The organism is Halobellus ordinarius (assembly GCF_031823395.1).
GTDB classification, from domain to species: Archaea; Halobacteriota; Halobacteria; order Halobacteriales; family Haloferacaceae; genus Haloquadratum; species Haloquadratum ordinarius.
Genome location: NZ_JAVQKJ010000003.1, coordinates 1 through 14131, shown reverse-complemented (window position 1 = coordinate 14131; position 14131 = coordinate 1). Strand labels below are relative to the sequence as shown.

Sequence of the window (14131 nt, the reverse complement as noted above, 5' to 3'; positions counted from 1 at the left end):
TCACAGTCCCCCACCAGCGCCCGACCACGCGTCACGTAATGGTGCCGCCTCGAAAGCCGTGTGGTTCCTATCCGCTGTCACGCCCGTGCCGACGGTCGCGGGTGAATTCCGGTCAGATTGCCCTGCAGGTTCGATCCCGACCTGTTCAGCGCGAGTGGCGAGTACGTGCCGCCAATAGGCGAAGGTAGTCTGATAGTACGATCCATCGTCGACGGGATAGACCAGCGTCTCGAAGTTCTCGCCGAAGAACCGCGGTCCGAAGCGGGTACGCTCGCACGTAAGATGGTGATCGGCTGCTTGCTCGATAAGGGCAGTAAAGCCATCAGACTCCGTTCGCGTCACCAACACGGGCACGTCGTACCCGTCAGCGTACGCACGGAGTCGTGCGAGCCCCCGAGCAAGTAGCGTCGAAGCCGTCTCCCCGCGGAGCGTGTCCTCACCACGGTATCGAGCATCAACCGCAGGTACTACGATCAGAGACAGACCATCGGCTGCCGGGCAATCCCGATCCGCTGAGTTCTGTCCGACTTCACCAGTCTTTGCGGCTGCACGAATGCACTCATTCACCGTCGAAGAAAGGTCCTTAACGATGGCGTAGTGCTGGTAGGCAGTGAAACCACGTGCGACGTGAATTCGGTCTAACAGCCGGTTGCTTGGCGCGAGTCGGGCCAGCAACGTGGTCGTCGCGTACCCGTTCGCATCTACCCAGAACGCTGGGCCGTCTTCCAGCAGTAGGTGATCAAGCACCAATGACTGGACGACAGGCACGCCCCTATCTCCCTCAATATCAAGCAGCGTGATACCTTCATTTAACGAAGGGAAGAGGAAGTCGTCGGTTGTGGTGTCTCTCTCACTGGCTAGTGTACGGTTCCGATCGGCCGCCCGAACTTGCTGGACCTTTCGGGAATCGTCCGACTGACCTCTCACTCCCGTATTCGTGTCTCGCATATCTGGTGAGTCGCTGCCGGACGGCATAGGCCGTGGCGTGTTGGTTCCGGATTTCATAGAACAGACGGATTATCGAATGGCGGCTATCACAGAGGCTTCCAGCCGATATAGACAATTTCCATCAATGTTTCATTATCTGCAATCTATGAAAATCGAACTGCAGATGCGAGTACTGCTTCATCAAATGGTCCAAACAAACGTACCGGATGTTTGGGGCAGTAGGCCTGTTGAGAGAATGGTTCTATTAGGACACTCTTTGATTGGCTGGTCCAACTAAAGTCAGTCACTAGTATGGCCATCAAGAGTCGCACATATCTCGACGCGCACAGCATTTCTTAACTTTATTCTCAATTCGATTGTGCGCGGAATATCGTGATCGGTGAAGATGCTAATGAAGTAGATGGTGTCGCGGCTGACGTAGAAAAATTCTCAAAAAGCTAATAAAATTGTCAGAAAATACAAATTTGATCGAAGAACCTGTCGATGTCTGTGGCGGGGAATCCAGTGGCCTCATTCTGTGAACGAATATAATCCCATATCGTCAGCAGTATTATACCCATTCAAATAAAGTCCGTAATATGTCACAGAGTGCCTTAATCGCGTTCGAGAATTCTGATGGGACGTTCGATTTGTATTGGAGCCACAATGGCGCAGACGAGTTTTATCTGAAACCCTACCTAGAAGATGTCGTTTCAGGTGAACGATCTCGTACGCTCCCAGATGTAGAGCCAAAACTGCCAGACGGAGCGGAAGATCAACGTTTTCGAGTCGTAGATAGCCTAAAAAAGGCGGTTGTCCCTCAACCAGTTAGTCAACGTGTTCCTCGAAGGAAAGTGGGAGAAAACATTGATTTTCTGGCGTATGAGGGGTTTTATCTGGTCTCAAATCAAGGCGTACAGCTTTACTATCCAATGTGGACCTATCCTGGCATCTTCATAGCACTTCGAGAGATGTTTGATTTGGAAGTCTACGACAGAAATCGGTTTGAAAACGCATCTGAAACGGAACTTGAAGAAGCTGTACCAGAAGCGATTATTTCATCGGATGGATATTCATTAGACAAGTTCGAAAATATACGCTATCGACGTTTCTTCGAATTGCACCATCTGGGGATTTTCCAAACCATTTCCGGGACAGTAAACACGGCCACGAAAGAGAGTGATCTCCAGTCCAATACGCTCGTTAAAGAAGAATATGTCAATATAATCCCCAAGACTATTGAAAACCTGTTTGAACCGCATCGGGTTGGGAATGGCGTCCTGATAAGTTTCCCTTGGGACGAAGGGAATGTCTCTCAACGTCTGAATTCGATTATCAATCGAGCTTCCTCGATTCGTGTCGATGTATCACTGCGTCTTTTAAAAGAAAGTGGTGGTACCCCCACGCAAGACCAATACGAACAGTTTGAACGAGAACTTGTTGAACAGGCATATCGGCATTTTGGGATGATGATATACGATGAAGGAACTCAACCGTTCACGAGCCTTCTTCAGGAAATATCCGAAGCATACGCCCCAAACAAGCGAGTACGCGGTGAAAGATACCGTGTTATAGACACAGATGGTGAATCAGCACTTCTCAAACCTACCGAACAGTATGGAAAGACGGGCGTTGTTAATCAGTCTGCATTATCATCCGACGATGTACAAATCGTTGACTTAGAACAAACAGCTGAGGAATTTATTGGAGTCGCAACTCACATCGAAGACGGCGACATCGTAATTGCAGATCTGGATGATAGTACTACGCCATCAAGGATTCAATCCATACAGTTGCTGCAGAAGATACCGATGGTAATGGCAGATGTAGAGGTTGTTCCAGAGTTTGTGGAACAGCTCTATGAGGACCAAGTGAAAGGGTCTACACATAGTGATAAATTCCCAAGCGTACGCACCTTCCTAACAAGCGTACACGAAACGATCTCGGACTCTAAAATCGATATTGGTGAAGTTCAAGTTACGCACGACCCTGAAAATATCATTTGGAAAGGGCTTGAGTTTGGAGAAATTAGTGAACAGGTGTATGGGCGGTTCCAATTTACCTCTGAGCAACCTCACGAAGTAATTCTCTGTAACCCTCAGACGGAACCCTACTGGTTTGGTTTTTTGTTCGAAAGTCCAATGACTGGGTTTGCGCGATATTGGCGAAATCAATTTGGGTGTGAGTATCAAGTAGATACCCTGAATCCCACCGGCAAAGACACAGATATTGCAGAAGAGGTTATGAGCGAGCTGGGAGAAACATTTGATCTTCTAATGAGCGCTAAGAATGGTGTTCTTAGCCCCGAGCCGAGAACGATCGAGACTACGTTTACGGGAAGCAAATCTGAGGCTATCGATTCAGCAAGGACTCTGGTAGAAGAAGTCGCAAATGAAGCACCCGTCGAAGTTTATGAAGAGTACATAAGTGAAGTAGATCCGATTCCTGGCAGTGACGAATCCCGACACCAGGTGAATATCGTGATAGATGGACCATCAGACACAGATAACTGAGTGTTTCTGAAGGAACAATACGTTTGAGAGTGAGACGGGTTCAAGGCAATCATCGAAGAACAAACCTAACAGATGCATATTTCAGTACTATTACTGACTGAGAGTTCAACAGAGCCGAGAGATTAGAACTTATCTCACTTCGCGTAGAGTACCGAGTATCCGTCGCGGCTTACGAGGAAGTCAGGCTCGGATCCCGGGCCGAGGGTGTGAGCGACTTGAGTTTGAACTCTGATTTCCCGCAGTACTCTTCGGCGAGTTTCGCCAGTGCCTTTGTCCGAAGGATGTCCGCGAGGTTGTGCGCGACCAACGGCTCGAACGTACCAGCCTCGAACGCTGTCACGGCCTCACTACTGTCCGTGAACGGGTCGACATCTCCGAGTTCACCGCCAATCAGGACTTCGTACGCAGTCACGAGATCATTCCGCTCTGTTCCGTCTTCACTGACCGTGTTGAACCGGTTCTGAATGAGCGGTAGGATGTCCGCGTACGGGAGTCTGTCGAACGGCCACGCGAGATCCTGCAACGAGTACCGGGTTCGGAGAAATGGCAGGTCGAATCCGCCGTTGAATCGCTCGCCATTATACGCGACGAGCAGGTAGTCCCTCGGTGCGATGGTTTCTGCGACGAACTCTGCAACGGCAGTGAGCAACGCGTATTCGCTCTCGTGTACACTGAGCTGGACGTTCGTCTCGATCCGTTCTGTAAGCGACGTTTCGAGATTCGCTTGGTCGACACTCCGTCCACCCGTATTGAGGAACACGCGGGATCCGAGTGGTACGGCGAAGCCAACGACCGTCACGCACGCGGTTGTCTCAAACCCAGAGGTTTCGATGTCGAACGGGACGTGGGTCAGTCGTGTCCCCATTCTCACCACCTCGTATTGATACACAATTCCTTGCCAGTCGTCACACTCCGAGTCATACCGATCTCAACACGCGTCGTTCAGATAAGCCGTAGCGTGATCTCTCCGGACTTCCTGAATGCACTACGATTGCACAGACAGCACCTCAGCCAGTGGATTCTATCAGCGTCTGGGATTTCCGGAATCGTTTCCAGGAGACGGAACACGCCTGCTGGCCGCCTGCGCGAGTACCGCATCAGTCTCCCTTCTCAGCAGGCACTCACGTTACGCTGGGGATGGTGACGCACCGGTGCGGATAGCGTATTCCCTGTCACGACTCGTCCCGGTTGCTTCAAGGAGATTGTACTGCGTCATCTTCGAGAGGTACGTCCGAACCGTGCGCTTCGTCCGCGGATCTTCGACCTCACGAGCGTACTGCGCGTAGATTTCACTCGGACTCAGCGAATCGTGCTCCCCGACGATGTCGTAGACGATACGCTGATGTGGAGTGAGCGAGTCGAGGCTCTTCTGCCGGATCTGTGCTCGTGCGTCATCGGCTGCTTCAAGCAGCATCCCGTCTGTCACACGGTCGTGGTTCTCTCGGTTGGCTTTGCTCGCTGCCGTTCGCAGAATCCCAATCGCTAACCGGGCATCACCGGCCGCCGCATCCGCGATACGGTACAACTGCTCGTCCGTGATCGCGTTCGGTTCCAGTCCCCACTTCGCCCTGGCGTGCAGGATGTCGTACAGTTGCTCGTCGTGGTACTTGTCCATCCGAACGTGCTCACTGGCACGCAAGCGACTGACGAGCCGGTCGTCGACACGACTGAGAAGCTCCTCTTCCTTGTTGGCGATGCAAATGATAGAGAATTGCGGCAGGCTATGCAGGTCGTAAATGACACTCGGATCTTCGAGTTGATCAGCCTCATCGAGGATCACGACTGATCGCTGGCCCTCGTGTTGTTGGAGCCGGTCGATCAACTCATCGTGCGGGGTCGACTGGCGGTGAATATCGATCGTTCGTCCGAGATCGTCGAGAATCTGGTACAGTGTGCGGAACCGCGTGTAGTTCCGCCAACAGTTCACATACGTCGCCTCAATATCGAGTACCTCTTCACGGAGACGTTCAGTGACGAACTGGGAGATACACGTTTTCCCTGCCCCACTCGGCCCGGTAACAATCGCCGTCTCAGCCGGATCCCCGTTCGTGAGGGGTTCAAGCACGCTGGAGAGGTGATTGACTTCGGCGTCACGATGCTCGACCTCACGGGGAACGAACCCGGCCCGGAGTACACGAGCATCGCTGATCATTGAATCAGGAGATTAGTTTAGTCGCAGAGATGAAAAATGTGGGTGGGGTATTTCCGGAAACTGGCTGCGCGACATAATATACCGCCCAAACCACTGAAACCCAGCAGTACAGGCCTTTCACAGATTTTTCCGGAATCGATTTCTGGACCTACCCTCAGATTGAACCACTCGAATCGGTACGGGGCCGCGAACAGACTGCGGTGAAGTTCGTCAACTGGCACGTATTAGTATCTATACGTGGGAGTTTACGAACCTAGCACAGAACCAGCGTCCCCACGTGTTGTGTTCGCCGTTACCGACGCTGACCGCTGGTCGGGAGAACCCTTATTGCCGTGTCAACGGTAGTCCGGGGTGAGATGCGTACCACGGTTCGCATCGTGAAAACGCCAGACGTGCTTCACGGGAAGCCCCGAATTGAAGGGACGCGCGTCGGCGTGTTCCAGATCGGGACTCTCGTACGAGAGCAAGAGTGGTTCGTCGAAGATGCGGCCGCGCAGTTCGATCTTGATGTCAGTCAGATTCGGGCTGCTGTTGAGTACTATGACGAGCATCCGGAATTGATGGAAACGCTCCGGGCACAGGTAGAAGCTCGACAGCAGTCCATTCGAGAGCCGTGACTGCTGGATCGACCTCAAGTCACAGGATGTGTTTTCAATCGAAATACCTATTCCGAGGTGTAAGGCAATAGTAGTCTATGCCCGGAACGTCAGTTCAATTACGCGTTTGGGTGATTGGTGTTGACGAAAGTGACCAAGAAACAGTGTCTGAGTTGCTTAATGAGTATGATTTTCAGATAGCAACTACTTGGGAACCAGCGGCTGGGGAGCTTGAGTATCAGACAACTGCCTTTGAAAATACAGAAACAAACCAAACCACCATTCAGGAATTGAAGTCAGAACTTGCCTCGCAACTTCCTGAAGCCACAATCTCCTTATCTGATTTAGACAAATCCAGTCAGAATACGCGAGATCAACCATTTAGTGGTGTCTATCACATCGAAATAGAGAATTGAGGCTATCCCCAATCTCAAACCAATCTGACGCTGTTCTGTCCTCGATCAGTCTCTCTGGTATCTTAGTGATTTACTGAATCGAGAATCCTGAAGTCCCGGTTTAGTTGCGGGTCGATCTTCGGGCTGCGACAATCAACATCAAGCTGCTCGTGTTGCCAGTGTCGGCCATCTTTCCCGTTCCAAACGCCATATATCGTGGCCTTCGGAAGTGTGACGACTCCGAACAGGACAGATAGGTAGTAGAGCAGTTCACACGCGTCTGTCCAGGAGCCTGTTACTTTCCGTGGAAGATCAACCGGATACTCAATATGCTGTGCCGGGACGCAGGCGGAATTACTGCGCTCAACGAATTCACGGTCATTGCTGAACAAGATTGCCTTCTTCCGACTCTCCTCGTTGAACTTCCGGTACCGCTCGATAATCGCTTCGTCACCAGTCTCGCATTCAACAATATCGACTGTTCGGTTCGTACGGAGTCGCCGGTACTCGTAGAGGCCAAGCAGTCCTTCGCGGTTCGCGCCCGCGGGCTGACTATCCAACCGCTCGAACTCTTCTCCGAATGCTGTGGTCAGCTCGTGAGTGTTGTACTGCTTGAAATGCCAGTCAAGTTCCTCTTTGACCCCTGTCGCTAACGCGTACCCGTTGGTTGGCCGCCGTCCACGGTCATCTCTGTCGCCGGTTTCACTGTCGATTCCGAGTACTTCGGGCAGCCGCCACGGCATAATATTCGCGTCAAGTCCCACGACGACAGGGTCGTGGCCCGCTTCGAGGTCAGCGTAGCCGTGTCGGTTAACGAACTTGGAGATAGCGTCTAGGTTCGCCAGCTCGATGTGTCCGCTGGCAACCATCGTTCGAGTATACGTCTGTGCATCCGGTAGATCGTCGTAGGCAGCCTCACCGTACTTCGCGGGAATCGACTCACGGTTGTCCTGGTACGTCAATGACCCCTGTGTGAATCGAACTGACGCCCGACCATTGTCTTCCAGTTCGATTCGAACGAGTTCCCCAATTTCGTCACAGGGATGCTCGACAGGAATTGAATGTACGTCTTGATCGAATAGTGCGTTCAGCAGAACCATAAGTCGCTGGCGTTCGACGTGCATTACAGTACCTCTGTGAAGTCGATGAGGTCAGTAGCTGTCCGTGGAATTTCGGAGTAGAACTGTCCATAATACCCGCCTGCTTTTCGATGGAAATAGTAGACGTGGTCGGCTCCAAATCGAAAACCTGCTTGGAACGCGATAGCTGACATAAACTTCCGGCCAGGAGTGACATCAACGGCAATCTCATCTCCATTCTCTTCGGCTGCCTCGATAGCTGACCGGTAGAATTCGATTATCTCCGGAAAGTCCGTTTCACTCTCAAGGCTGTACTGGGATATGTCAGCACTGCCGCCATAGGCATCAATGATTGTGTCGAACATCTCACTGGCCGCCGCAACCGAGTCAGCGACGCCAGGGTTCGAGAGGATTTGTGCTTGATCCGGAACGAATCCGCGATCACACGCGGCAGTAAGAGGATTCAAAATTCCCGGCATCGTTGGTGTGCCATTCGTCACCCATATTCGCGCCATTACATCTCACAAAAGTGCCCACCACAATAGTCTCTCGTGATACTGATTCTTTTGAGTGACCACCCCTTACCAATAGATTGTGAGGCTGTCAACGCTTCTCAGGACTCCTCTTCGATCAACTGGATAGCTTGCTCTGCAGCATTTCTGACTTCCTCGCTCGAATCAACCTGTCTCCGTTCTTCAAGAGCATCCAAGGCCAGATCCGCCTCAACGTACCCCAACGCCCAGCACGCATTCCCACGCGAGTATTCAAAGTCCTCGTCCAGCGCATCGATAAGCGACGGAATCGCTGGCTCGACATCTTCCGGATACTGTTTTGCGACCCGCGCAAGGATTGAGGTCGCGTTGTATCGCACCTTCTCATCATCGTCATCTAATAGATCAATCACTCGGGGGACACTGGCCCGAACTTCCGCGGGGTATTCATCAGACAGATCAGCAAGTAACCCGGTCGCGTTCGCCCGGAGCATATGGTTCTCAGCGTTCAGCAGTTCCGTCGCTGTCGGAATCGTTTCCTCGGCTATGTGGGGATAATCCTTCGAGAGTGTACCCAGGACGGCGATTGCTCCGATACGGTTCGAATCGCTTCCCTGCTCGATATACGTGATAAGGTCTGGTGTTATTGGAACGACCGCGTCCGGATATACATCAGCAATCCGTTTTAACGCGGTGAGTACCGTCGGTTCAGCTGGTGAGTCTGCCTGCAGAAGCGTTGCGAGCTTTGGCACCGCATCAACGACAGCGTCTGGCTCATACTCTGCTATCGCTGATATGATCTGGACTGCATCCGGGATAAGCCCTGAATCACCCCCCACGTCTAGAAGGGGTACTACTTCGCTGGCGGTTGGCGTCACCTGCTCTGGGTATTCCTCGGCCACTGTCGAGAGAATGTGAAGGGATTCGACCTGGAGTTCGATCTCGAAAGCACGTAACTCCGACGTGAGAATAGGGATCACATCCAGACCACATTCGGGATCTCTCTCAACAGTCTTGGCTAGCCGTGCAAGCGCAATCCGTCGTTCTCTCCCTTCATCAACCCGAATCGATTCAATCAATTCCTCAAGTTCCTCGGAGTTATCGCTGTCCGGCAGTTCGGACACACTCTCTCGTCCATAGTCGTTTCCGTCCTTGTCGTACACGACGTAGTCAGTGAGATCTGTGGTTGGCGGAATCGTAAGCTCGGACAGTCGCAGGGAATGCCCGATTTTCGTGAGGGCCTCGCCAGGTGGTTTCATCATATCCATCTCGACGAGATTGTATCCCTGCTCCGGATAGTGTGCCTGCCGTTCCTCTTCAGCAGAATCAAACCCCATCGCCATTCCCCTCAGAGGACTTGTCATTGCTTCCTGTACCGTGGGGGTGAGCAGCCAGTTCGATAGCAACCTGTTCGAACTCGTCACACTCGTCAATCTCATCGAGCCATCGGTTCGGAAGTGATGAACCCCCGAACCGCGCACCAGCAATTGCTCCGGCAATCGCACCGATTGTGTCCGTATCCCCGCCCCGGTTGACTGCCGTGATGATTGCTTCCTCAGCCGATTCAGCAGTCACTGCGTCGTATAGGGCAGTCTGAAGCGTATCGACGACGTACCCACTATTCGAGAGTTGATCCGGATTGATTCCGTCTGGAATCGCTTCAAGAGTGGTTCGGAGTTCTTCCGGGATGCCCCCTTCGAGTACTGGCGATGCACCGTCAGGGATGACCCCGGCTGTTCGCTGCATACTCGTGGCCAGGTCCTCGGCAAGGAGATGTAACGCGGTACTGAGTGGTGCATCCTGATCTTGTAGAGCGGCAGCAATAGTGAGATTGAGGACAGCGCAGCCAAATGTACAGCGCGGATCTGCGTGGGTGATCCGGGATGAGTCAATGCTTGTTCTGACGAGCGCAGCCGGATAGTCCGCGTACGCAATAGCCAGCGGTGCGCACCGCATCACGCTCCCGTTCCCAGCATTGCTCCCTTCTGGGCTTGCTTCCCACTCCCGCTCGCCAGCCGTCTCCCACGACTCCCCGTCTTGAATGCGGCTGAGAGCGCGCCGCGTCATCCCACCGATGTCGAACGGGCCGCTCTCGTACCACGCAACGAAGCGCTCAGCTACATCCGCCGGATCAAACTGATCCTGTTCTACCACGCTGCGGGCGATACACAGCGCCATCTCAGTATCATCGGTAATCGTGCCTGCTGGCTGGCGATGGGTTCCATTCCCGAGCATCTCGGTCACGCGTCCGTGGTCACGCTTGATCTGCTCCGGTGAGGCGAACTCTACCGGACGACCGAGTGCATCACCGCAGGCAAGCCCCAGCAAAACTCCCTTTGCACGATCCTCGAACGCATTCTCAACCGGCATCAGGCGATCGCCCCCGTATCCTCAGCAATGAAGTCCCCATCCCTGCATTCCGGACAGCGCTGCCCAACGAGCTCGACGAGCAGTTCGATCGCGGTAGATCCGCAATTGGGACAGCGTAACTGATCACGGTGCGGGTCGCGGTCGAATTGCTCGACACAGTCGATACAGACACAGTGATAATTGAATCCGGTGCGACTATCGAACTCCTCATCAGTTGCATCTTCTCCGATTACCTCACGGGCTTTCGATTGTTCGCCGGGATGTGGACACGTTATTCGTTCGCCGTCGTCCGCTTCTGCGTACATATAGTACCCCCAGCCACTCGGCCCAGAGAACCCACACGTCTCGTTCGTACAGTAGTAGTCGTGAATGAGTGGCATGATACTATTCACTATGAGAGTGTCCCGACATAATTTGTTGGTCGGAAAGTCCAGTCGGCCGTGAATGCCTTCAACTTCCACGTCACCAACTCCTATCTCCATAGGGTGTGCCCAGTGTTCCTCGTGTGCCACACGTCGAGCGAATCTGGCAGGCCTACGCAGCACGCCTGACGGACCGGGTGAATACGTTACCTAGTGAACCTCAACTACCTGTCCCACCTTGCTGGCGTGGTGTTGTATAGGAACGCTCACTGACGGATGCCCACTATGCTCCTGGTGCAACTGTACATCCTTAGTTCGCTCACCCAGCATAACCACTTCGCAGTCCTCAGTTGCACTGAGTTCCTGGCGGACCTGAGGAACCTAAGGTTCACGCAGTCCCTGAGTCACGCGATGCACACAAGTGCCGGTACCAAGAAGCGTTCTGGGTACTCGAATCGACTGTCGAACTGGGAGAACTTGGCGACGAAGAGATCTTCGTCAACTGGCACGTAATAGTATCTATACGTGGGAGTTTACGAACCGGTCCGGAGACTCAGCTCGTTCCAGCGATCAGTTCCGGTACTAACTATCTGCGGATGACAGTCACGGTAAGGTCAGGGCTGGCTCCACTTGACTTGGCCGTTCGTTGCGGCTCGGGAACAGGGTAGTCGCTGGCTTCAGTAGCGTCATAACCGGCTAATGGCTTGTTGAACCAGCAGGGTGACGGTTGTGATGGCGTACAGCGTTCGCTACTGATCACTCCACGTGAGTGCCTCAACGGTTGGAAATTCGTGTTTCGCTGTCTGAGGTGGGTTGTAGTACCGGGATTCGATCTCATAGTAGCCGAATTCAGGCGGAATCCGAGCACACGCTCGTGCTAATCGTTCATCTGCTGTGTGAGTAATAACACGGATTCGAGCGTTCTGCTCAAACAACCGTACCGCTAACGCAACTATCGACGCGTCCCGCCAGTTATTGGTTACCGGGTACTTGCTCCGCTGGTTCAGGAATTCGTCTGCGAGATGTTGCGCCTGTTCAACTGGATTTGTGACTGATTCAAACGCATCATCTCGATTCCCGGCGAGTGGTATCGCAACCCGGATCCATCCGTCTTCAACGCCGTCATCAAGATAGGGATTCACCGGCGGCTCCGTCCCGTAGCCCGTCAGCTCACGGTAAATGGGCGATGGAACCCATAGTTCTGTTCCAGCCTGTTCAACCGCGTCCGTGAGCGACTGGACGTGTGGGCTCGAAGATTTCCCCAGGCTGCGAAAAATCACCGTGTCCACGATATTTGCCGTGTACATTCACAACTGCTCAGTCAATTCCGTCAGTAGGTCGTCGTCTTCGTCCACCACATCAGCTGGCGTGTATGTAGTTGGACTGGAGTCATCATCACCGAGGTCGTGGATTGCATAGAGTGCTTCCAGAAGATCGTATGTAGTTCCGTGTGAGAGGGTAGTGAGGCTAGCAATTTGCCGGACAGTGATGTCGCCCTCGCTATGGGATTTAATGAGATCGTGAGCGAGGGCGAAGGTCACGAGTCCGTGGTCGTCGCGCACCCGGGCGATGATCGGGTATTCGTCGGCGTGTGCGACGACTGCGACGAGTTCAGGAGTGATCGACACTTCGACGCCTCGAATTGTGAGTTGTAACTCGAAGTCCTCAGCTTCGTACGGGCTGGGACTGGTCTCATCTTCCATTTCACTGATGAGGCCCGCCTGTTCTAATCTGTGTAGGTACTCGTAGACCGTCTTTTTCGAGACATCTGCCGTCTTGACGAGGTCGGGCGCAGTAATGCCTGGTGAGCGGCGAATCGCTGTATAGAGGCCAGCAAGAGCCGAATTTGTGAGTAACTCCGTAAACGTCGGGACGCCAGTAATCGGCTGTATGCCGTCACCTACATTCCGCACGTGCTCTGTCTCGTAGCTCATTGTGTAGAGTTACGTAACTCGAAACCATAAGCGTTTGTCTTGGATAAGTACTCCTCGCGGGATCGATAGCCCTAGTCCCGGAGTCTGTCGACGACTTCATCAAGATGTGCGGCTCCAACGAGAACTGCCCATCTCGTTGGTAAAGAGGGGTTCAAGTCTGTAATCAGCAGGCGTTCGTAGAGGTGCTACACGTGAGAATTATCAGAATTTAGTAATCTTTGATGTGGCACTGAGACGCTGCTCTCTCCATAGTAAGCAAATTTATTTATCATATTATACTGAATGTATCTGATCTTTTCTCAATTCCTTCTCATACAATTCTGATGTTATTTATAACGAGCGGCGCTGTACAGCGATTTCATACTTTGCATATGCTATTTATAACATCGCCCCGATTTCTGCCGTCTCGTGGTTTTTGGTTTTTCGTATGCTATTTATTACGGGGTGATTCTCACGTCTTATCAATACACAGTTAAGTTAGTTTACTAACTATTATTGCGGGTCGATCCGGTGCGATAGTGGATGTCGACGAAATTCTACTCGTGTCTTTGAATTTTCGGGAAATTATACTGTTATTCTAATGAACTCGGGACCGTTTGCTTGCTTGCGCTTTTCGTGAATTCATATTGAATTTATAATGGGCATTTAGCATCGATCAAATCACGTTTCCACAACTGGTGAGCATCCCCCGATTTATTAGGATTTCACCCCGCTTTCATCCGGCGATTTTATGTTTTCCTTATTGAATTTATTATGAATTCACCCTATTCATCAAAATTATGTTAAATAGACCGGGAGATAGCTTAGAGCTTCTGAGGGCTTTAGAAACAACAAGGAGATATTAAAATCTGTTATTTTCCTCTCGCACAGTTCTATTACCCCCGTGATTTTCCATAGGTGTGTGTAGTAATAGATGGGTGTGCGATATTCAATCTGGGTGATATATGTTTTTGCCGCCGGTTGGCGGGTCCTATTCAAGCGCCATATTGGTTCCCGGCTTTTGCATCTTGTATCACTATTTCGATATATATTCGGCATCTCTGTGAGTCGAAGTATCGCTCGGGACTATCGTGGTCTATGCCAGGTTCCCAGTGTAGTGGTTGCTGACTCTGTCCAAACCACAGACGCGCAGTGGATGTGACCGCGCTGGTTGGCTGTCGTGTGGAGTGCAGTCCACGCTGCTGAAGGTATTATGCCTTGTTTTGCCGCTAACTGACTGTAGTTTCAGACGCTCTCACAGGAAAATACCGTCAAGCTAACCGGGAATTGGACGCCGTCTGGCGATATGGGATCGCTCAGACGGCTAGCGATG

Annotated in this window: 13 protein-coding genes; 3 read left to right on the top strand and 10 right to left on the bottom strand. The window is 52.3% G+C overall.

The window, feature by feature from the left end; genetic code table 11:
* The gene (locus RJT48_RS03540) at positions 1–948 is read right to left on the bottom strand and encodes a P-loop NTPase family protein (protein ID WP_311170867.1); all 948 of its coding nucleotides are present in this window, start codon (positions 946–948) and stop codon (positions 1–3) included.
* Between the two features lie 578 nt (positions 949–1526).
* Between RJT48_RS03540 and RJT48_RS03535 the strand changes: the two genes are divergently transcribed.
* Positions 1527–3440, top strand: a complete 1914-nt coding sequence (locus RJT48_RS03535) for a DUF6735 family protein (RefSeq protein ID WP_311170866.1) — start codon at positions 1527–1529, stop codon at positions 3438–3440.
* A 169-nt stretch (positions 3441–3609) separates the two neighbouring features.
* Here RJT48_RS03535 and RJT48_RS03530 read toward each other — a convergent pair whose 3' ends face one another.
* Together RJT48_RS03530 and RJT48_RS03525 are read right to left on the bottom strand one after the other, a co-directional pair.
* A complete protein-coding gene (locus RJT48_RS03530; RefSeq protein ID WP_311170865.1) occupies positions 3610–4305 on the bottom strand; it encodes a hypothetical protein in 696 nt (231 codons plus the stop codon).
* A gap of 261 nt (positions 4306–4566) precedes the next feature.
* Entirely contained in the window at positions 4567–5592 is a 1026-nt protein-coding gene (locus RJT48_RS03525) for a Cdc6/Cdc18 family protein (RefSeq protein WP_311170864.1), read from the bottom strand.
* A gap of 356 nt (positions 5593–5948) precedes the next feature.
* On the opposite strand from RJT48_RS03525, the gene RJT48_RS03520 reads away from it, so the two are divergent.
* Entirely contained in the window at positions 5949–6209 is a 261-nt protein-coding gene (locus RJT48_RS03520; RefSeq protein WP_311170863.1) for a DUF433 domain-containing protein, read from the top strand.
* 77 nt (positions 6210–6286) lie between these two features.
* Positions 6287–6604: a hypothetical protein gene (locus tag RJT48_RS03515; RefSeq protein ID WP_311170862.1), complete on the top strand. Its 318-nt coding sequence runs from the start codon at positions 6287–6289 to the stop codon at positions 6602–6604.
* Between the two features lie 62 nt (positions 6605–6666).
* Here RJT48_RS03515 and RJT48_RS03510 read toward each other — a convergent pair whose 3' ends face one another.
* The 7 genes from RJT48_RS03510 to RJT48_RS03480 all read right to left on the bottom strand — a co-directional run bounded on the left by RJT48_RS03510 (position 6667) and on the right by RJT48_RS03480 (position 12819).
* The gene (locus RJT48_RS03510) at positions 6667–7707 is read right to left on the bottom strand and encodes a hypothetical protein (RefSeq protein WP_311170861.1); all 1041 of its coding nucleotides are present in this window, start codon (positions 7705–7707) and stop codon (positions 6667–6669) included.
* The gene (locus RJT48_RS03505) at positions 7707–8162 is read right to left on the bottom strand and encodes a PDDEXK family nuclease (RefSeq protein WP_311170860.1); all 456 of its coding nucleotides are present in this window, start codon (positions 8160–8162) and stop codon (positions 7707–7709) included. Before RJT48_RS03505 ends, RJT48_RS03510 begins: the two co-directional genes overlap by 1 nt.
* Positions 8163–8275: 113 nt before the next feature.
* On the bottom strand, positions 8276–9490 hold the full coding sequence (locus RJT48_RS03500) for a HEAT repeat domain-containing protein (RefSeq protein WP_311170859.1): 1215 nt from the start codon (positions 9488–9490) through the stop codon (positions 8276–8278).
* Positions 9480–10523, bottom strand: coding sequence for an ADP-ribosylglycohydrolase family protein (locus tag RJT48_RS03495; protein ID WP_311170858.1), 1044 nt, complete (start codon positions 10521–10523; stop codon positions 9480–9482). Before RJT48_RS03495 ends, RJT48_RS03500 begins: the two co-directional genes overlap by 11 nt.
* The gene (locus RJT48_RS03490) at positions 10523–10903 is read right to left on the bottom strand and encodes a hypothetical protein (protein WP_311170857.1); all 381 of its coding nucleotides are present in this window, start codon (positions 10901–10903) and stop codon (positions 10523–10525) included. Before RJT48_RS03490 ends, RJT48_RS03495 begins: the two co-directional genes overlap by 1 nt.
* Before the next feature lie 731 nt (positions 10904–11634).
* Entirely contained in the window at positions 11635–12192 is a 558-nt protein-coding gene (locus RJT48_RS03485; RefSeq protein WP_311170856.1) for a PIN domain-containing protein, read from the bottom strand.
* Positions 12193–12819, bottom strand: coding sequence for a helix-turn-helix domain-containing protein (locus RJT48_RS03480; RefSeq protein ID WP_311170855.1), 627 nt, complete (start codon positions 12817–12819; stop codon positions 12193–12195).
* Positions 12820–14131: the final 1312 nt, after the last annotated feature.